At 68.7% G+C, this 19445-nt stretch carries 17 protein-coding genes; 3 read left to right on the forward strand and 14 right to left on the reverse strand.

Annotated elements, in window-relative coordinates; translation table 11 throughout:
* Nucleotides 1–20: 20 nt before the first annotated feature.
* From JNX00_RS13750 to folD, 3 genes are all read left to right on the forward strand, one after another.
* Nucleotides 21–2558 (forward strand): PAS domain-containing sensor histidine kinase, encoded by a 2538-nt coding sequence (locus tag JNX00_RS13750; RefSeq protein ID WP_070400016.1) that lies wholly within the window; start codon nt 21–23, stop codon nt 2556–2558.
* Nucleotides 2555–3181 carry a response regulator transcription factor gene (locus tag JNX00_RS13755; protein WP_070400015.1) on the forward strand — a complete coding sequence of 209 codons (627 nt, stop codon included), beginning with the start codon at nt 2555–2557 and terminating at the stop codon, nt 3179–3181. The genes JNX00_RS13750 and JNX00_RS13755 overlap by 4 nt, the downstream gene beginning before the upstream one ends.
* 73 nt (nt 3182–3254) lie before the next feature.
* Nucleotides 3255–4118 carry a bifunctional methylenetetrahydrofolate dehydrogenase/methenyltetrahydrofolate cyclohydrolase FolD gene (gene folD, locus JNX00_RS13760; RefSeq protein ID WP_204742633.1) on the forward strand — a complete coding sequence of 288 codons (864 nt, stop codon included), beginning with the start codon at nt 3255–3257 and terminating at the stop codon, nt 4116–4118.
* Here folD and JNX00_RS13765 read toward each other — a convergent pair.
* The 14 genes from JNX00_RS13765 to rseP all read right to left on the reverse strand — a co-directional run bounded on the left by JNX00_RS13765 (nt 4106) and on the right by rseP (nt 19443).
* Nucleotides 4106–4546 carry a DUF4149 domain-containing protein gene (locus JNX00_RS13765; RefSeq protein WP_070400013.1) on the reverse strand — a complete coding sequence of 147 codons (441 nt, stop codon included), beginning with the start codon at nt 4544–4546 and terminating at the stop codon, nt 4106–4108. The genes folD and JNX00_RS13765 overlap by 13 nt on opposite strands.
* 11 nt (nt 4547–4557) lie before the next feature.
* Complete coding sequence (gene greA / locus JNX00_RS13770; RefSeq protein WP_070400012.1) at nt 4558–5034, reverse strand: transcription elongation factor GreA; 477 nt, start codon at nt 5032–5034, stop codon at nt 4558–4560.
* Nucleotides 5035–5169: 135 nt separating this feature from the next.
* The gene (gene carB, locus JNX00_RS13775; protein ID WP_070400011.1) at nt 5170–8454 is read right to left on the reverse strand and encodes a carbamoyl-phosphate synthase large subunit; all 3285 of its coding nucleotides are present in this window, start codon (nt 8452–8454) and stop codon (nt 5170–5172) included.
* 17 nt (nt 8455–8471) lie between these two features.
* On the reverse strand, nt 8472–8834 hold the full coding sequence (locus JNX00_RS13780; protein ID WP_070400010.1) for a hypothetical protein: 363 nt from the start codon (nt 8832–8834) through the stop codon (nt 8472–8474).
* A 10-nt stretch (nt 8835–8844) separates the two neighbouring features.
* A complete protein-coding gene (gene carA / locus JNX00_RS13785) occupies nt 8845–10011 on the reverse strand; it encodes a glutamine-hydrolyzing carbamoyl-phosphate synthase small subunit (protein ID WP_070400009.1) in 1167 nt (388 codons plus the stop codon).
* Between the two features lie 211 nt (nt 10012–10222).
* Nucleotides 10223–11011: an RNA methyltransferase gene (locus tag JNX00_RS13790; RefSeq protein WP_070400008.1), complete on the reverse strand. Its 789-nt coding sequence runs from the start codon at nt 11009–11011 to the stop codon at nt 10223–10225.
* Nucleotides 11008–11694, reverse strand: a complete 687-nt coding sequence (gene rnhB, locus JNX00_RS13795) for a ribonuclease HII (protein ID WP_070400007.1) — start codon at nt 11692–11694, stop codon at nt 11008–11010. Before rnhB ends, JNX00_RS13790 begins: the two co-directional genes overlap by 4 nt.
* The gene (gene lpxB, locus JNX00_RS13800) at nt 11666–12811 is read right to left on the reverse strand and encodes a lipid-A-disaccharide synthase (protein WP_204742634.1); all 1146 of its coding nucleotides are present in this window, start codon (nt 12809–12811) and stop codon (nt 11666–11668) included. The genes rnhB and lpxB overlap by 29 nt, the downstream gene beginning before the upstream one ends.
* A 13-nt stretch (nt 12812–12824) precedes the next feature.
* Nucleotides 12825–13619: an acyl-ACP--UDP-N-acetylglucosamine O-acyltransferase gene (gene lpxA / locus JNX00_RS13805; protein WP_070400006.1), complete on the reverse strand. Its 795-nt coding sequence runs from the start codon at nt 13617–13619 to the stop codon at nt 12825–12827.
* A 78-nt stretch (nt 13620–13697) separates the two neighbouring features.
* Nucleotides 13698–14138, reverse strand: coding sequence for a 3-hydroxyacyl-ACP dehydratase FabZ (gene fabZ, locus JNX00_RS13810; protein ID WP_070400119.1), 441 nt, complete (start codon nt 14136–14138; stop codon nt 13698–13700).
* Entirely contained in the window at nt 14135–15187 is a 1053-nt protein-coding gene (gene lpxD, locus JNX00_RS13815) for a UDP-3-O-(3-hydroxymyristoyl)glucosamine N-acyltransferase (protein ID WP_204742635.1), read from the reverse strand. The genes fabZ and lpxD overlap by 4 nt, the downstream gene beginning before the upstream one ends.
* Before the next feature lie 8 nt (nt 15188–15195).
* Nucleotides 15196–15726, reverse strand: coding sequence for an OmpH family outer membrane protein (locus JNX00_RS13820; protein WP_070400004.1), 531 nt, complete (start codon nt 15724–15726; stop codon nt 15196–15198).
* Nucleotides 15726–18047, reverse strand: a complete 2322-nt coding sequence (gene bamA / locus JNX00_RS13825; RefSeq protein WP_204742636.1) for an outer membrane protein assembly factor BamA — start codon at nt 18045–18047, stop codon at nt 15726–15728. Before bamA ends, JNX00_RS13820 begins: the two co-directional genes overlap by 1 nt.
* 13 nt (nt 18048–18060) lie before the next feature.
* A complete protein-coding gene (rseP, locus tag JNX00_RS13830; RefSeq protein ID WP_204742638.1) occupies nt 18061–19443 on the reverse strand; it encodes an RIP metalloprotease RseP in 1383 nt (460 codons plus the stop codon).
* Between the last annotated feature and the right edge of the window lie 2 nt (nt 19444–19445).

Here is a 19445-nt window from a genome sequence, read left to right on the forward strand (position 1 = left end):
TCACGTAGACTCCTCCCGCCATGTCATATACCCCCCCTGCCACCACCCCGCCGTGGTGGAAACGCTGGTGGCGCCGGCTGCCACCATCGCGGCAGGACCGCTTCGCCACGCTCGGCCCGCTGCTGGCGGTGCTGCTGTTCCTGGCCGCCATCGTGGTGGCCATCGCCTACCTGCGCTTCGAGGAGATCGACCGCGAGCGCGAGGCCGTCACGCGCGACGTCGAGTACGCCCAGCAGCGCTTGCGGCTGCGGCTGCTGGAACGCCAGGAGCAATTGATGCGCCTGGCCCGCGAGATCGACAACCAGGCCCTGGACACGGAGGAGTTCGCCTTCCAGGCCGAGACCCTGGTGAGCCAGTTCCCCGAGCTGCTGGCCATCACCTGGGTGGACAGCCGCCGCCGCGTGTTGTCGGGCTATACCTCACCCAGCGCGCCCGTCGCGCTCATGCGCAGCGTGGGCAGCTCGCTCTCGCCATCCGAGACCGACGGCAGCTTCGACCTCGCGCGCGACCTGCGCCAGCCGATCTACTCGCGCCCGCTCGCCGACAACGACCCGCGCAGCGCGCGGCTGATGCTGCACGTGCCGCTGTCCGAGCAGGGCCGCTTCGCCGGCACCGTGATGGGCGAGTACTCGGTGGACGGCCTGGTGCGCTTCGGCATGCCGCCCGAGATCATGGCGCGCTACGCCGTGGCCCTGCTGGACGACAGCGGCACCGTGTTGGCCGGCAGCCTGCAGACGGCCGAGCCAGTGCTGTCCTTCCTGCCCTGGTCCACGCCCTCGCTGGAGCACGAGGTGCCGGTCTCGCCCGTGGGCAACGGCCTGATCCTCAAGGCCCAGGGCTACCGCACCTCGCAGGACATCGTGGGTTCGGGCTTTGTCGGGGTCATCGGCGCGCTGTCGGCGCTCACGGTGTGGATGCTGATCGGCACCTGGCGCCACACGCGTCGGCGCGTGCAGGCCCAGCAGGCCCTGGTGGCCGAGACCAATTTCCGCCGCGCCATGGAGAACTCCATGCTCACCGGCATGCGCGCGCTGGACATGCAGGGCCGCATCACCTACGTCAACCCCGCGTTCTGCTCCATGACGGGCTGGACCGAGGCCGAGCTGGTGGGCCGCACCGCGCCCTTTCCCTATTGGCCCGAGGAGGACCACGAGCTGCTGCACGCGCGACTGGACGACGAGCTCAACGGCCGCTCCACGCCCGGCGGCTTCGAGGTGCGCGTGCGCCGGCGCAACGGCACGGTGTTCGACGCGCGCATGTACGTCTCGCCGCTGATCGACCCGAAGGGGCACCAGACCGGCTGGATGACCTCCATGACCGACATCACCGAGCCCAAGCGCATCCGCGAGGAGCTGTCGGCCTCCTATGAGCGCTTCACCACCGTGCTGGAGTCGCTGGACTCGGCCGTGTCGGTGGCGCCGCTGGGCAGCGAGGAACTGCTGTTCGCCAACAAGATGTACCGCCTGTGGTTCGGCACGCGCGGCCAGGGCCACCGCCACCTGGTGGACCTGGCGGGCAACCAGCCCCAGCCCAGCATGGACGACGCCGACCCGGTCGACGCCTTCGCCGGCATGCCCACCGGCACGCTCACCGACGCCGGCGTGGAGAACGCCGAGGTCTTCGTGCAGGAACTCGACCGCTGGCTGGAGGTGCGCACGCGCTACCTCACCTGGGTGGACGGGCGACTGGCGCAGATGGTGATCGCCAGCGACATCACGCCGCGGCGCGCCGCCGAGGAACAGGCCGCGCGCCAGACCGAGCGCGCCCAGACCGCCAGCCGCCTCATCACCATGGGCGAGATGGCCTCCAGCGTGGCGCACGAACTGAACCAGCCGCTCACCGCCATCAGCAACTATTGCACCGGCATCATTTCGCGCCTGCAGGAGCAGCGCATCTCACCCGAGGAAATGCTGGTGGCGCTGGACAAGACGGCGCGCCAGGCCCAGCGCGCGGGACAGATCATCCAGCGCATCCGCGCCTTCGTGAAGCGCAGCGAGCCCAACCCCACGCTGTCGGATGTGGCCCAGATGGTGAACAACGCCATCGAGCTGGCCGACATCGAGCTGCGCCGCCAGCAGGTGCGGCTCACGCCCTACGTGGCCGCGCGCCTGCCGGCGCTGATGGTGGACCCGATCCTGATCGAGCAGGTGCTCATCAACCTGCTCAAGAACGCCGGCGAGTCCATCGTGCAGGCGGGCCGCCCGCTGGGCGAGCGCCTGGTGGAGCTGCGCGTGGCGCCGCGCCAGCTGGACGGCGAGGGCGTGGTCGAGTTCGAGGTGCGCGACTCCGGCAAGGGCGTGCCCGACGAGATGATCGAGCGCATCTACGAGGCCTTCTACAGCACCAAGAGCGAGGGCATGGGCATCGGCCTCAAGCTGTGCCGCAGCATCGTCGAGTCGCACCACGGCCGGATGCGGATGGAGAACCTCTACAATGGCACCGAGGTGACGGGGTGCTGTTTCAGCTTCTGGATCCCCGTCGCGCCGCGACTTCAACCCCAGGGTTCGTCGGACACTGCCGCCAACGAACCACTGACGGACACCGAGAGAGCGAGATGAGCCTGATCCCCAAAAAGGGCACCGTCTATGTCGTCGATGACGACGAGGCCGTGCGCGATTCCCTCCAGTGGCTGCTCGAGGGCAAGGACTTCCGGGTTCGCTGTTTTGAATCGGCGGAGGCCTTCCTCTCCCGGTACGACGCCCGCGAAGTGGCCTGCCTCATCGCTGACATCCGCATGGGCGGCATGACCGGCATGGAGCTGCAAGACCGCCTGGTCGAGCGCCAGTCCCCCTTGCCCATCGTCTTCATCACCGGCCACGGCGACGTGCCCATGGCGGTCGAATCCATGAAAAAGGGCGCGCTGGACTTCATCCAGAAGCCCTTCAAGGAAGACCAACTGGTGGCCCTGGTCGAGCGCATGCTGGAACACGCGCGCGAGGCCTTCACGACCCATCAGCAGGCCGCCAGCCGCGACGCCCTGCTCTCCAAGCTCACCGGCCGCGAATCGCAGGTGCTCGAGCGCATCGTCGCCGGCCGCCTGAACAAGCAGATCGCCGACGACCTGGGCATCAGCATCAAGACGGTGGAGGCGCACCGCGCCAACATCATGGAAAAGCTCGGCGCCAATACGGTGGCCGACCTGCTCAAGATCGCCCTGGGCCAAACGCCCGCGAAAGCCTGACCCCACAGCCACCCACCAACGCCCGCCACCTTGGCGGGCGTTTCGTTTTCCCAGCCTTCACTCTCTTGCAGCCATGACCGCCCAGCTCATCGACGGCAACGCCCTCTCCCGCCAACTCCGCGCCGACGTGGCGCAGCGCGTGCAGGCCCTGCGCAACCGCGGCCTCACGCCCGGCCTGGCCGTGATCCTGGTCGGCGACAACCCGGCCTCGCAGGTCTACGTGCGCAACAAGGTCAAGGCCTGCGAGGACACCGGCATGCACTCGGTGCTGGAAACCTGGCCCGCCACGCTGAGCGAGGCCGAGCTGCTGGCGCGCGTGCAGGCCATGAATCAGGACCCGACGATCCACGGCATCCTGGTGCAGCTGCCGCTGCCCGCTCACATCGACGCGCAGAAGGTGATCGAGGCCATCTCCCCCGCCAAGGACGTGGACGGCTTTCACGTGGCCAGCGCCGGCGCGCTGATGACCGGCCTGCCCGGCTTCTGGCCCTGCACGCCGCATGGCTGCATGAAGATGCTGGAGCACATCGGCGTCGACCTGCGCGGCAAGCACGCGGTGGTGATCGGGCGCAGCAACATCGTGGGCAAGCCCATGGCGCTGATGCTGCTGCAGGCCAATGCCACCGTCACCGTCTGCCACAGCGGCACGAAGGACCTGGCGGCGTTCACGCGCCAGGCCGACGTGGTGGTGGCCGCCGTGGGCAAGCGCAACGTGCTGACGGCCGACATGGTCAAGCCCGGCGCCGTGGTGATCGACGTGGGCATGAACCGCAACGAGGCCGGCAAGCTCTGCGGCGACGTGGACTTCGACGGGGTCAAGGAAGTGGCCGGCTGGATCACGCCCGTGCCCGGTGGCGTGGGCCCCATGACCATCACCATGCTGATGGTGAACACGCTCGACTCGGCCGAGCGCCAGGCCGGCGTTCAGGCGGGCTGATCGCCGCCCGCGGGCCGGGGCCCGCTCAGGCGCCACAGCAGGGCGCCGCTGCACAGCCACTGGCCCAGCACCAGGGCGCTGCCCGCGCCGTGCCAGAGCCTGAGATCGCCGCCGCTGGCGCGCGCGCTCACGATCTTCTGCGCCACGCCGTACTCCTGCAGCACGGCCAGCGCCATGGCCACACAGACCAGGGCCAGCGCGGTGCGGGCCATCGGCGAAGGGCCGCCCTGGCGCACCAGGATCAGCAGCACCAAGCCGATGACCAGGCCCGCCTGGCACTGCAGCGAGAACAGCTTCGCCGCCACCGGCCCGGCCACGGCCGGGTTGCCAAGGGCGGCAAACAAGGTGGGCACGGCCAGGAAGCTCAAGGCCGTGATGCCGCCCCACCAGAGGGCGGCCAGCATCAACGCGGGGCGTTGCAGGCGCATGGTCCGCGCGCTCAGGCGTAGCGCACGGCCACGATTTCGTAGCGGCGCAAACCGCCGGGCGCCTGCACCTCGGCGGTGTCGCCCTCTTCCTTGCCGATCAGCGCGCGCGCGATCGGGCTGCCGATGTTGATCAGGCCTTCCTTCAGGTCGGCCTCGTCCTCGCCCACGATCTGGTACGTGACGGCCGAGCCGCTGTCCTCGTCCTCGAGTTCCACGGTGGCGCCGAACACCACCTTGCCGCCCGCGTTCAGGGCGCTGGGGTCGATGATCTGCGCCGTCGACAGCTTGCCCTCGATCTCGGCGATGCGGCCTTCGATGAAGCCCTGGCGGTCCTTGGCGGCGTCGTACTCGGCGTTCTCGCTCAGGTCGCCCTGGGCGCGCGCCTCGGCGATGGCGCTGATGACCGCGGGGCGGTCGACGGTCTTGAGGCGGTGCAGCTCTTCCTTGAGCTTTTCGGCGCCGCGCTTGGTGATGGGGATGGTGGCCATAGATGTCTCTCCACAAAAGCAAACCGCCGGGCGTTGCCGCTCGGCGGTGTCGTGAAAGGCATTATGCCCCGAAGGGCACGCGGGTCAATGCCGCGCCGGCGGATCGCGCGAGGCGCGGAGGTGGTGGGCCTCTGTTCAGGCCGCGATCAGCGCGTGCATGTCCTGCACCGAGATGACGTCCAGGCTGGCCATGTACTTCATGCCCTCGACGGCCGCCTCGGCGCCCGCGATGGTGGTGAAGGTGGTGACGCGCGCCAGCAGCGCCGAAGTGCGAATCGCGCGCGAGTCGGCGATGGCGTTGCGGCGCTCCTCCACCGTGTTGATCACCAGCGCGATGTCGCCGTTCTTGATCATGTCCACGATGTGCGGGCGGCCCTCGGTGACCTTGTTGACCGTCTGCACCGCCAGGCCGGCCGCCTCGATGGCCGCCGCCGTGCCGCGCGTGGCGATCAGCTCGAAGCCCAGGTCGACGAGCTGGCGCGCCACGTCCACGGCCCGCGGCTTGTCGCTGTTCTTCACCGTCAGGAAGACCTTGCCCGCCGTGGGCAGCTTGGTGCCCGCGCCGATCTGGCTCTTCACGAAGGCTTCGCCGAAGGTCTTGCCCACGCCCATGACCTCGCCAGTGGACTTCATCTCGGGGCCGAGGATGGTGTCCACACCCGGGAACTTGACGAAGGGGAAGACCGCTTCCTTCACGCTGAAGTACGGCGGCACCACCTCTTCACCGATGCCCTGCGAGTCGAGCGACTGGCCGGCCATGCAGCGCGCGGCCACCTTGGCCAGCTGGATGCCCGTGGCCTTGGAGACGAAGGGCACCGTGCGCGAGGCGCGCGGGTTCACTTCGAGCACGTAGATCACGTCCTTCTTCTGGCCGTCTTCCTCGATCTCCTGGATCGCGAACTGCACGTTCATGAGACCGACCACGTTCAGGCCCTGGGCCATGGCCGCGGTCTGGCGCTTGAGCTCGTCCACCGTGGCCTTGCTCAGGTAGTACGGCGGCAGCGAGCAGGCGGAGTCGCCGCTGTGCACGCCGGCCTGTTCGATGTGCTCCATCACGCCGCCGATGAACACGCGGCCCGTGGCGTCGCGCACGGCGTCCACGTCGCACTCGATGGCGTCGTTGAGGAAGCGGTCGAGCAGCACCGGCGAATCGTTGCTGACCTTCACGGCCTCGCGCATGTAGCGCTCGAGGTCGCGCTGCTCGTGCACGATTTCCATGGCGCGGCCGCCGAGCACATAGCTCGGGCGCACCACCAGCGGGTAACCCAGCGCGGCGGCCTTCTCGAGCGCTTCCGTCTCGGTGCGCGCGGTGGCGTTGGGCGGCTGGCGCAGCTTGAGCTCGTGCAGCAGCTTCTGGAAACGCTCGCGGTCTTCGGCCGCGTCGATCATGTCGGGCGAGGTGCCGATGATGGGCACGCCCGCGGCCTCCAGGCCCAGCGCGAGCTTGAGCGGCGTCTGGCCGCCGTACTGCACGATCACGCCGGCCGGCTTTTCCTTGTCGACGATCTCCAGCACGTCTTCCAGCGTGAGCGGCTCGAAGTAGAGGCGGTCGCTGGTGTCGTAGTCGGTCGACACGGTCTCGGGGTTGCAGTTGACCATGATGGTCTCGTAGCCATCCTCGCGCATGGCGAGCGCGGCGTGCACGCAGCAGTAGTCGAACTCGATGCCCTGGCCGATGCGGTTGGGACCGCCGCCCAGCACCATGATCTTCTTGTTGCCAGTGGGCTCGGCCTCGCACTCGGCCTGGCCGTGGCCTTCGTAAGTGGAGTACAGGTAGGCCGTGGTGGTGGCGAATTCGGCCGCGCAGGTGTCCACGCGCTTGTAGACCGGGCGCACGCCCAGCTCGCGGCGGCGCGCCCGCACGGCGGTGTCGCTGGTCTTGAGCAGCTTGGCCAGGCGGCGATCGGAGAAGCCTTTCTTCTTCAGGCCCCGCAGCGTGGCCACGTCCAGCGAGGCCAGCGCGCCCTCGCCCTTCTGCGCGGTCAGCGCGTCCATGGCGAGTTCGAGCTTGACGATCTCCTCGATCTGCACGAGGAACCACTTGTCGATCTTGGTGAACTGGTGCACCTCGTCGACCGTCCAGCCCGCGGCGAAGGCGTCGCCCACGTACCAGATGCGCTCGGGGCCGGGCTCACCGAGTTCCTTTTCCAGCGTCTCGCGGTCCTGCGTCTTCTCGTTCATGCCGTCGACGCCGACCTCCAGGCCGCGCAGGGCCTTCTGGAAGCTCTCCTGGAAGGTGCGGCCCATGGCCATGACCTCGCCCACGGACTTCATCTGCGTGGTCAGGCGGTCGTCGGCGTCCTTGAACTTCTCGAAGGCGAAGCGCGGGATCTTGGTGACCACGTAGTCGATCGAGGGCTCGAAGCTCGCGGGCGTGGCGCCACCGGTGATCTCGTTGCGCAGCTCGTCGAGCGTGTAGCCCACGGCCAGCTTGGCCGCGACCTTGGCGATGGGGAAGCCCGTGGCCTTGGAGGCCAGCGCGGACGAACGCGACACGCGCGGGTTCATCTCGATGACGACCATGCGGCCGTCTTTCGGGTTGATGGAGAACTGCACGTTGGAGCCACCGGTGTCGACGCCGATCTCGCGCAGCACCGCCAGGCTGGCGTTGCGCAGGATCTGGTACTCCTTGTCGGTCAGCGTCTGCGCGGGCGCCACGGTGATCGAGTCGCCGGTGTGCACGCCCATGGGGTCGAGGTTTTCGATCGAGCAGACGATGATGCAGTTGTCGGCCTTGTCGCGCACGACCTCCATCTCGTACTCTTTCCAGCCGAGCAGCGACTCTTCGATCAGCAGCTCATTGGTGGGCGAGGCCTCGATGCCGCGCTTGCAGATGGTCTCGAACTCTTCGGGGTTGTAGGCGATGCCGCCGCCCGTGCCGCCCAGCGTGAAGCTGGGGCGAATGACGACCGGGAAGCCCACGGTCTTTTGCACGCCCCAGGCCTCTTCCAGCGTGTGGGCGATGCCCGAGCGCGCCGAACCCAGGCCGATGCGCGTCATCGCGTCCTTGAACTTCAGGCGGTCCTCGGCCTTGTCGATGGCTTCGGGCGTGGCGCCGATCAGCTCGACGCCATATTTGGCCAGCACGCCGTGGCGCCAGAGGTCCAGCGCGCAGTTGAGCGCCGTCTGGCCGCCCATGGTCGGCAGGATGGCGAAGCCGCCGGCCGTTTTGGGGCGCTCCTTGGCGATGATCTTCTCGACCGTCTGCCAGGTGATGGGCTCGATGTAGGTGACGTCGGCCGTGGCCGGGTCGGTCATGATGGTGGCGGGGTTGCTGTTGATCAGCACCACGCGGTAGCCCTCTTCGCGCAGGGCCTTGCAGGCCTGCACGCCGGAGTAATCGAACTCGCAGGCCTGGCCGATGATGATGGGACCGGCGCCGATGATCAGCACGGTCTGGATGTCTGTTCTCTTGGGCATCTTGTGTCGCTCGCGGGTTATTGGTCCGCGCGTTGGTCTAGTTTGTTCAGCAGCGCCTGCGCGCGCTCGGCGGGGATGGCCTTCTGCATCAGCTGCAACAGGCCGTCGCCCTGCACCAGGGGGCGCAGGACCTCGGCCTCGGCCTCGTGGAAGCGCGCGTCCCACGCGGCCATTTCGCTGTTGAAGGTCTCGTCGTCCCAGGTCTTGCACTTGGCCAGCAGCGTCACCAGCGGCACGGCCTTGTGGTCGAGAAAGGCCTTGCGGTAGGGCTTCTGCGCCCAGCGCTGCGCGAACCACTCCTTGTGCGGCGGCGGCAGCGTGAGCTGGCGCTTGGCGATGGCCTTCTCGATGGCGGCGGCGGGAAAGCTGAACAGCTTCATTCGGGCCTTCTCAGGCGGCGACCGCCGCGCGCTCCTTCATGAGCGCGACGAAGCGGTCGAACAGGTAGCCGATGTCGTGCGGACCAGGCGAGGCCTCAGGGTGGCCCTGGAAGCAGAAGGCCGGCTGGTCGGTGCGGGCCAGGCCCTGCAGCGTGCCGTCGAACAGGCTCACGTGCGTGGGGCGCAGGTTGGCGGGCAGGGTCTTTTCGTCGACCGCGAAGCCGTGGTTCTGGCTGGTGATGGACACGCGGCCGTCGTCCAGGTCTTTCACCGGGTGGTTCGCGCCATGGTGGCCGAACTTCATCTTGAAAGTCTTGGCGCCGCTGGCCAAGGCCATGATCTGGTGACCCAGGCAGATGCCGAAGGTGGGCAGGCCGGCGTCGATGATCTCGCGCGCGGCGGCGATGGCGTAGTCGCAGGGCTCCGGGTCGCCGGGGCCGTTGGAGAGGAACACACCGTCGGGCTGGAGCTTGAAGACCTCGGCCGCGGGCGTCTGCGCGGGCACCACGGTCACGCGGCAGCCGCGCGAGGCCAGCATGCGCAGGATGTTGTGCTTGACACCGAAGTCGTAGGCGACGACATGGAAGGCGGCCTGGCTGAGTTCGCCATAGCCCTGGCCCAGCGTCCACTCGGTTTCGGACCAGGCGTAGGGCTTGTCCACGGACACCACCTTGGCCAGGTCCTGCCCCGCCATGTTGGGCGCAGCCTTCGCGGCGGCAATGGCGGCGGCGCGGTGCGCGTCGGTGAGGGCTTCGCCCGCCGCCAGCGCCACGATGCAGCCGTTCTGCGCGCCGTGGGTTCGCAGGCGGCGCGTGAGCGCGCGCGTGTCCAGGTCGGCGATGGCCACGGTGTTCTCGCGGCGCAGGTAGTCGGAGAGGGTTTCCTCGCAACGGAAGTTGGAGGCCAGCAGCGGCAGGTCCTTGATGATCAGGCCGGCGGCGTGCACGCGCGTGGCTTCCACGTCTTCGCGGTTGACGCCGGTGTTGCCGATGTGGGGATAGGTCAGCGTGACGATCTGGCGGCAGTAGCTGGGATCGGTGAGGATCTCCTGGTAGCCGGTGATCGCGGTGTTGAACACCACCTCGCCCACGGTCTGGCCGGTGGCGCCGATGGAGATGCCTTCAAAGACCGTTCCATCAGCGAGCGCGAGAAGGGCTTTCGGGTGGACGGGCAGCACAGGGATCTCCAGAAAAGGGGTGGGCTGGCCGTCGCGCGCGGTCGGCAGGTGCCGCGCAGGCTTCGCGTCCACCGGCCGCGGGGGGCGCTGGGTGGGCGAAATCCTGGGGTGTGGAGCCGCGGCGCGCGGGGCATGGCGCCGATTGCAGTTAAACCGTCGAATTATAGCGCGCCGCTGTGTTGCGGCGCAGCACCCAGGGCACCTGCTGGCCTCAGTCGCCGGCGCCGTTGAAACGTCCGGCCGCGCTCGCGTGCAGACAGATGGCGGCCGCCGCGGCGACGTTGAGCGACTCCTCGCCACCGGGCTGCGCAATGCGCACGAAGCGGCTCGCACGCGCCATGAGCGCCTCGCCCACGCCCTGCCCTTCGTGGCCCATGACCCAGGCGCAGGGCCAGGGCAAGGCGGTCCGGTGCAACCAATCGCCCTGGTGCGAGCTGGTGACCAGCAGCGGCACCGACAGGGACGCCAGCGCCTCGGGCGCCAGGCCCTCGACCAGGCGCAGGGCGAAATGCGCGCCCATGCCCGCGCGCAGCACCTTGGGCGACCACAGCGCGGCCGAGCCCTTGAGCGCGGCCACTTGCGTGAAGCCGAAGGCGGCCGCGCTGCGCAGCACGGAGCCCACGTTGCCGGCGTCCTGCAGGCGGTCGAGCACCACGGTGGGCGCATCGGGCAGCAGCCCCGCCGCGTCGGGCAGATCGGTCACGAAGCCCATGGCGGGGGGCGACTCCAGGCCGCTCACGCTGGCCATGACGGCGTCGGGCAGGCGCACCACGCGCGGCGCGGCGGCCACCAGTTCGGCGTCGGCGCGCGGCCAGCCGGAGACGCTGAAGACAGCGATGGACGGCCGCTGGCCGCGCGCCAGCAGCGCGCGGCAGAGGTGGTCGCCGTCCAGCCAGACCCGTCCGCGCTGGCGGTAGGCGGTGTTGTCCTGCGCCAGCGCGCGCAGCTCCTTCACGAGCGGGTTGTCGCGCGACTGGATGTCCTGCGGCGTCACGGTCATGGCGTGGCCCGCGCGTCGGGCATGGCGGCGCCCAGGCCGTCGGCCGGCCGCACGGCGCTCACGCGCGCCGCGTGGGCCTGGGCCACGGGCGCGAAGGAACGCCGGTGCTCGGGCAAGGGGCCGTGCTGGCGCAAAGCGTCCAGGTGTTGCGCGGTGCCGTAGCCCTTGTGTTGGTTGAAGCCGTACTGCGGATGCCGCAGGTGCAGCTCGTCGAGCAGGCGGTCGCGCGTGACCTTGGCCAGGATGGAGGCGGCCGAGATGGCCGGTACCTTGGCGTCGCCTTGCACGATGGCTTCGGCCAGCACGTCCAGCGGCGGCAGGCGGTTGCCATCCACCAGCACCTTCACCGGCTTCAGGCGCAGCCCGGCGACCGCGCGCTGCATGGCCAGCAGGGTGGCCTGCAGGATGTTGAGCGTGTCGATCTCCTCCACCGAGGCCAGGGCCACGCTGCAGCACAGGGCCTTGGCGCGGATCTCGTCGTACAGCCGCTCGCGCCGCGCGGCGCTGAGCTGCTTGGAGTCGGCCAGGCCCGCTATGGGCTGCAGTTCGTCGAGGATGACCGCGGCCGCCACCACCGGACCCGCGAGCGGACCGCGGCCGGCCTCGTCCACGCCGGCGTGCAGGCCGGGCGTATCCCACACCAGCGTGGCCTGCTCAGCGAGCAAGAAGCGCTTCGATCGCATCGGTGGCCAGCGCCGCGGTGTCGCGGCGCAGCTCGTGGTGCAGTTGGGTGAAGCGGGCCTGCAGCGCGCGCACGCGCTCGGGCGCGTCGAGCCAGTCGAGCACGGCCTGCGCCAGGCGCTGGGGCGAGGCCTCTTCCTGCAGCAGCTCGGGCACGACGAAGTCCTGGCACAGGATGTTGGGCAGGCCCACCCAAGGCTGCAGGCGCTGGCGACGCATGATCTGCCAGGACAGCCAGTTCATGTTGTAGGCAATGACCATGGGCCGCTTGAACAGCGCGGCCTCCAGCGTGGCGGTGCCGCTGGCGATCAGCGTGGCATCACAGGCGGCCAGCACGGCATGCGACTGACCTGGCACCACCTGCACCAGGTCCGACACGCCCGCCTCGCGCGCCACGCGCTCGATGCGCTCGCGCTGCACGGGCACGGCGGGCAACACGAAGCGCAGCCCCTGGCGCGCCTGCCGCATGAGCCGCGCCGCCTCGAAAAATCGGTGCGCGAGGTAGTCGACCTCCGAGCCACGGCTGCCCGGCAACAGCGCCACCACCTCAGCGTCCTCGGGAAGGCCGAGCTGGCGGCGCGCGGCCTGGCGGTCGGGCTCCAGGGGCACCACGTTGGCCACCGGGTGCCCCACGTAGGTGGCGGCGATGCCGTGCTCGGCGAGCAGCGCGGGCTCGAAAGGAAAGATGCACAGCACGTGGTCGGCGCTCGCCTGGATCTTGCGCACGCGCTCGGGCCGCCAGGCCCAGATCGAGGGACAGACGAAATGCACCGTGCGCACGCCCGCCGCCTTGAGACTCGCTTCGAGTTCGAGGTTGAAGTCGGGCGCGTCCACCCCGATGAAAACGTCGGGTCGCTCGCCTTGCAGCAGGCGTTGGCGCAGCTGCTGGCGTATGCCCACGATTTCGCGGTAGTGCCGCAGAACCTCGACATAACCGCGCACGGCCAGCCGCTCGCTGGGCCACCAGGCGTCGAAACCCTGGGCGACCATCTGCGGACCGCCGATGCCCACGCCCGTGAGGCCCGGCCAGCGCTGGCGCAGGCCACCCAGCAGCAGGCCCGCGAGCAGATCGCCCGAGGCCTCGCCTGCCACCAGGGCGAAACGTGGCGATGCGCTCACGCCAAACCCCTCTTCAGCGAACGATGCCGCGCTGCGGCGAGGCGCCGCGCAGGAAGCCCAGCATCAGATCGACGTCTTCCCCGGCCTCGGGCTTTTCAAGGCGCAGCGCGTCGATGCGCGCCATGGCTTGCTCGAGCGTGCGGTCCTCGCGGTAGAGCGCCTTGTGCATGGCCTTGACGGCGGCGATGCGCTCGGCCGAAAAGCCGCGCCGGCGCAGGCCCTCAAAATTCATCGAGCGCGCACTGGCGGGCTGGCCCTGCGTCATCACGAACGGTGGCACGTCGGCAAGCAGCGCGGAGCACATGGCCGTCATGGCGTGCGCGCCGATGCGCACGAACTGGTGAACCACGGTGAAGCCACCAAGGATCGCCCAATCGCCCACGTGCACGTGCCCCGCGAGTTGCGAGTTGTTGGCGAAGATGGTCTTGTTGCCCACCACACAATCGTGCGCGAGGTGCACGTAGGCCATGATCCAGTTGTCGTCGCCCAGGCGCGTGAGCCCCTTGTCACCGGGCGAGCCGATGTTGAAGGTGCAGAACTCGCGGATGGTGTTGCGGTCGCCGATCACCAGCTCGCAGGGCTCGCCCGCGTACTTCTTGTCCTGCGGGATCGCGCCGAGGGAGTTGAACTGGAAGATGCGGTTGTCGCGGCCGATGGTGGTGTGGCCCTCGATCACGCAGTGCGGACCGACCGTGGTGCCGGCGCCGATCTTCACGTGCGGACCGATCACGGTGTACGGACCGACCTCGACCGTGCTGTCGAGCGAGGCCGAGGGATCGACGATCGCCGTGGGGTGGATACGCGTCATTGGCAGACCTCCGCGCAACGCGCTGCGGAGCGAGCCCCTTCGGGCGGCCGTGCGGTGCTCATGCGTCGCGCCCCGCCGTCAGGCAACCGTGCGCATGGTGCACATGAGCTCGGCCTCGCAGGCCACCTCATTGCTCACGCGGGTGACGCCCTTGAACTTGTAGATGCCGGCCTTGGCGCGTTCCAGGCTCACGTCCATCACGAGCTGGTCGCCCGGCTCCACGGGGCGCTTGAAGCGCGCGCCATCGATGCCGGCGAAGTAGTAGACCGTCTTGTCGTCGGGTGCCACGCCCATGGTGTCGAAGGTCAGCAGCGCGGCCGTCTGCGCCATCGCTTCGAGCATGAGAACGCCCGGCATCACGGGCCGGTGGGGGAAGTGGCCGGTGAAGAACGGCTCATTGATGGTGACGTTCTTGAGCGCCTGGATGCGCTGGCCCTTTTCGATCGAGACCACGCGGTCCACGAGCAGGAAGGGGTAGCGGTGGGGCAGGAGTTTGAGAATCTGGTGGATGTCCATCAGGCGTCGTCCGTTCTGGTCTGGGCCCGCGCGATCGCTTGTTCCACGGCCTTGAGCCGTTCGCGCAGGCGGTTGAGCTGCTTGAGCGAAGCAGCGTTCTTTTCCCAGGCGGCATTGTCGTCGATGGGGAACATGCCGGTGTAATGGCCCGGCTGCAGGATGGAGCGCGTGACCACCGAGGCCGCCGAGATGTTGACGCCATCGGCCAGCTTGAGGTGACCCAGCACCACGGCGCCGCCGCCGATGGTGCAACGCGCGCCGATATCGGCGCTGCCGGCCACGCCCACGCAACCGGCCATGGCCGTGTGCGCGCCCACGCGCACGTTGTGGCCGATCTGGATCAGGTTGTCGAGCTTGACGCCATCCTCGATCACCGTGTCGTCGAGCGCGCCGCGGTCGATGCAGGTGTTGGCACCGATCTCCACCCCATGGCCGATGCGCACCGCGCCCAGTTGCTCGATCTTGATCCACTGCCCCTGGTGAGGCGCAAAGCCGAAGCCGTCGGCGCCGATCACCACGCCGCTGTGCAGGATGCAGCGATCGCCCACGGAGCAGCGCTCGCCCAGCGTGACGCGTGGGTGCAGCACGCTGCCCTCGCCCACCGCCGCGTCGCGACCGATCACCGCGTGGGCGCCGATGCGCGCGCCAGCGCCGACCCGGGCGCCTTCGGCGATCACCACGAACGGCCCGACATCGACGCCGGGCCCCAACACCGCGTCGGGGTGCACGCTGGCGAGCGGATCGATCCGCGGCGTGCGCGCCGGCTCGTGCCGTTCGCGCCACCACTGGGTCAGGCGCGCGAAATAGAGGTAGGGATCGTCGGTGACGATGCGCGCGGCGCGATCGGCCGTGGTGGCCTCGAGCGCGGGCGGCACGATGAGGGCGCCTGCCTGGGAGGCCGCGATCTGAGTGGCGTAGCGCGCACTGGCCACGAAGGCCAGTTCATCGGCGCGGGCGCTGTTCAGCGGCGCGAGCCGCTGCACGAGAAAGGAGGCGTCACCGACCAGGCTGCCACCGAGGGCATCGACGATGGCGCCCAGCGGTGCTGCCACGGCGCGGCTTACTTGCCGTCGAGCTGGGACATCACACGATCGGTGATGTCCACGCGCGGGCTCACGTAATAGGCTTCCTGCACGATCAGATCGTACTTTTCGGCCTCGGCGATCGTGCGGATCACGCGGTTGAGCTTTTCGACGACCTGCTGCAGGGCCTCGTTGCGGCGCAGGTTGAGCTCTTCCTGGAAGTCGCGCTGGCGGCGTTGCAGGTCGCGTTCCTGCTCGACCAGCTGTCGCTGGCGCGGGGTGCGCTGGCTCTCGGGCAGCGTGGGCGATTCGCGCTCGAACTTCTCGACGGCCTGGCGGAGCTGGTCGGCCGAGGCACGGAGGTCGCGCTCACGCTTGGAGAAATCCTGCTCCAGCTTGGCCGAGACGGCCTTGGCTGTGGAGGAGTCACGCAGGATGCGCTCGACGTTGACGGCGCCAACCTTGGCACCGGCCTTGGCGTCCTGCGCCGCGGCACCGCCGACCATGGCCAGCGCCAGCGACACCGCCAGGGCGAATTGCCGTGCGAACAGGCGAGTTGGGGTGTTCATCAAAAGGACGTTCCGATCTGAAACTGGAATCTCTGGATTCTATCGCCCTCGAACTTGCGAACGGGGTTAGCGAATGCAATACGCAAAGGGCCGATCGGCGACAGCCAGCTCACGCCAAGACCGACGGAAGCGCGCAGGTCGCGGGCATGGGGACGGGTGTCGTTCTCGCCAAAAACGTTGCCCACGTCGAAGAAGCCAAACATGCGCAGGGTGCGGTCATTGCCCGCGCCGGGGAACGGCATGATGAATTCGGTATTGAGCGCAATGCTGCGATTGCCGCCAATGTTGATGACGGACCCGTTGGGGGAATTGATCACCGGCGAGGTCGGGCCCAGGGTACCGCCCTCGAAGCCGCGCACCGAACCCAGGCCGCCGCCGAAGAAATTCTTGAAGACCGGGTACGGGCGGCCACCAAGGCCCTTGCCGTAGCCCAGTTCGGCGTTGAAGGCCAGGGTGTACTGGCGCGACAGCGGGTAGTACTGCTGGAACTGCAGGTTGGTCTTGGCGTAGCGCGCGTCGCCCGACAGGCTCATCTCGCCGTTGACGCGCATCAGCCGTCCCTTGGTGGGCACCAGCGCGCTGTCGCGGCTGTCGCGCGTCCAGCCCAGGGTCAATGGCAGGGTGTTGCTGGTGCGACCGAACTGCGCGGCGTAGTCCTCGTACGCCGTCGGCAGGAAGTTGCCCGGCTCGATGGTGGTCTGCTCCACGCCGGCGCCGAAGAACACGGTGTCGATCTCGGTGAAGGGCACGCCGAAGCGCACGCTCAGGCCCTTGGTGACCAAGCGGTAGTCGCCATCCTGGTTGTCGTAGGGGCGCGTGGTGCGGTAATAGGCGTCGAAGGCACGCGAGACGCCGTCCTTGGTGAAGTACGGGTCGACCGTGCTCACCACCAGCTGGCGGTTGAACTTGCTGGTGTTGATGTCCAGGCCCAGGTAGTTGCCGGTGCCGAACACGTTCTCCTGGCGAATGCCCGCGATGATCGAGAGCTTTTCTTCCTGCGAGTAGCCCGCGCCCAGGGTCAGGTTGCCCGTGGGCTTTTCGACCACGGTGACGGTCAGGTCCACCTGGTCGGGCGAGCCAGGCACAGGCTCGGTGTTCAGGTCGACCGAGGTGAAGAAGCCCAGGCGGTCGATGCGGTCGCGCGAGAGGCGGATGCGGTCGCTGTCGTACCAGGCGGCTTCGAATTGCCGGAACTCGCGCCGGATGATCTCGTCGCGCGTGCGGTTGTTGCCCTCGACGTGGATGCGGCGCACGTAGACACGGCGCTGCGGCGTGGCGCGCAGCGTGAAGGCCACGCGCTTGTTGACGCGGTCGATGTCGGGCGTGGCCTCGACCTGGGCGAAGGCGTAGCCGAAGGCGCCGAAGTACTCGGTGAACGCTTTGGTGGTGTTGGTGACGTCCTCGACGTTGTAAGCCTCGCCGGGCTTGAGCGTGACGAGCGACTTGAACTCGTCCTCGCGGTCCAGGTAATCCCCCTGCAGCGCCACCGAGGACACCACGTAGCGGTCGCCTTCGGTGACGTTGATGGTGACCGACATGCTCTGCTTGTCGGGCGAGATGGCGACCTGCGTGGAGTCGATGCGGAAGTCGATGAAGCCGCGGCTGAGGTAGTAGGAGCGCAGCGTCTCGATGTCGGCGTTGAGCTTGGCGCGCGAGTAGCGGTCGCTCTTGGTGTACCAGCTCAGCCAGTTGCCCGTGTCGAGATCGAACAGGTCGCGCAGGGTCGACTCGGAAAATGCCTGGTTGCCGACGATGCGGATCTCGGTGATCTTGGCGATCTCGCCTTCGGTCACGCTGAAGTTCAGGTTGACGCGGTTGCGCTCGGTCGGGGTGACGGTGGTCACCACCTCGGCGCCGTAGAAGCTGCGGTTGATGTACTGGCGCTTGAGCTCCTGCTCGGCGCGGTCGGCCAGGGCCTTGTCGAACGGCCGGCCGTCGGTCAGGCCGATGTCGCGCAGCACGCCGCGCAGCACCTCGTCGCTGAACTCCTTGATGCCCGAAAAGCTCAGGCCGGCCACGGTGGGCCGCTCTTCCACGATGACGACCAGCACGTCGTTGCTGATCTGCAGCCGCACGTCACTGAACAGACCGAGGCCGAAGAGCGAGCGGATGGCCGCGCTGCCCTTGTCGTCGTTGTACTGATCGCCGATGCGAAACGGCAGCGACGCGAAGACCGTGCCCGGTTCGACCCGCTGCAAGCCCTCGACGCGGATGTCGCGCAGGGTGAAGGGATCGACCGCCCACGCCGGCAAGGCGGCCAGCAGGCCCATCGCGAGCGCAGAAAGACTCAGGCCGCGAAGACCTCGTTTGGATTGATTCATGCGAAGGAAATGTTCAGCCGGCGAGGCGGACGACATCGTTGAACAGGGCAACGGACATGAGCGCCATGAGCACCACGACACCACCACGCTGCAGGCGCTCCATCCATGCGTCCGACACGCTTCGGCCCGTGAGCGCCTCCCAAAGATAATACATGAGGTGCCCCCCATCGAGGACCGGCAGCGGCAGCAGGTTGAGCACGCCCAGGCTCACGCTGATGAGGGCCAGGAACAGAAGGTAGGAGGTCAGGCCCAGGCTGGCCGACTTGCCGGCGTAGTCGGCGATGGTCAGGGGGCCGCTGAGGTTGCTCAGCGAGGCCTCGCCAATCAGCATGCGCCCCATCATCTTGAGGGTGAGCCAGGACATCTCCCAGGTTCTTTGCACGCCGTGCACCAGGCCGTCGACGGGGCCATGGCGCACGGTCAGCATGGCGGGGGCGTCGCCCACGTAGGCCTCCACCCGCGCGATCCATTGGCCGCCCTGCTGCTGCGGGCGTGGCGTCACCGCCAGGCTGAGCGCCTGGCCGCCACGGTCAATGTCCCAGCGCTGCGGTTTCGGCTGGCCCTGCGGGCCCACCGACTCGCGGATCAGGCGGCGCAGTTCCTGGCCGTCCCGCACCGGCCGGCCGTCGATGCGGCGCACCAGGTCGCCGTCGCGCAGGCCGGCGGCCTGCGCCGCCCCGCCATCGAAGACCTGCCCCACGCGCGGCGCGGTGTGCGGCGAGGTGATGCCGATGCGGCGGAACAAGGCGGCATCCGCCTCTCGCACGTCCAGGCCGGCAAGTGCCAGCGTGATCGGACGCGCTGGTGCCTCGGGCGCGGCGGCCACCCACAGGGTGAGGTCCTGGCCGTCCAGCGCCGCCTGGGTGATGCGCCAGCGCAGGTCCTCGAAGGAGGCGACGCCCTCGCCCGCCGCCAGGCCATCGGAGCCGTCGTTGGCCTCACTGGCGCGCAGCACCCATTCGCCGCCGCGCAGGCCGGCGCGCTCGGCCACGGTGCCAGCGGCCGGCGCCGACAGCACGGGCTGCGGCTCCTCGATGCCCACCCAATTGATCACCGAATAGATGAGGGTGGCCAGCAGCAGGTTGGCCAGTGGGCCAGCGGCGACGATGGCCGCGCGCGAGCGCAGCGGCTGGGTGTTGAAGGCCAGGTGGCGCTCGGCGGGGTCCACCGGCGCCTCGCGCTCGTCGAGCATGCGCACGTAGCCACCGAGCGGCAACGCCCCAAGAACGAACTCCGTGGGCTTGCCGGGGCGGTGCCATCGCAGGATGGGTTTGCCAAAGCCCACCGAAAAGCGCAGCACCTTGACGCCACAGGCCACGGCCACGCGGTAATGGCCGTATTCGTGGATCGCGATCAGCAGACCCAGGGCAACGAGGAAGGCGATGACGGTGAGCATGG

It is taken from the genome of Hydrogenophaga sp. YM1 (genome assembly GCF_016903055.1).
GTDB classification, from domain to species: Bacteria; Pseudomonadota; Gammaproteobacteria; order Burkholderiales; family Burkholderiaceae_C; genus Hydrogenophaga; species Hydrogenophaga borbori.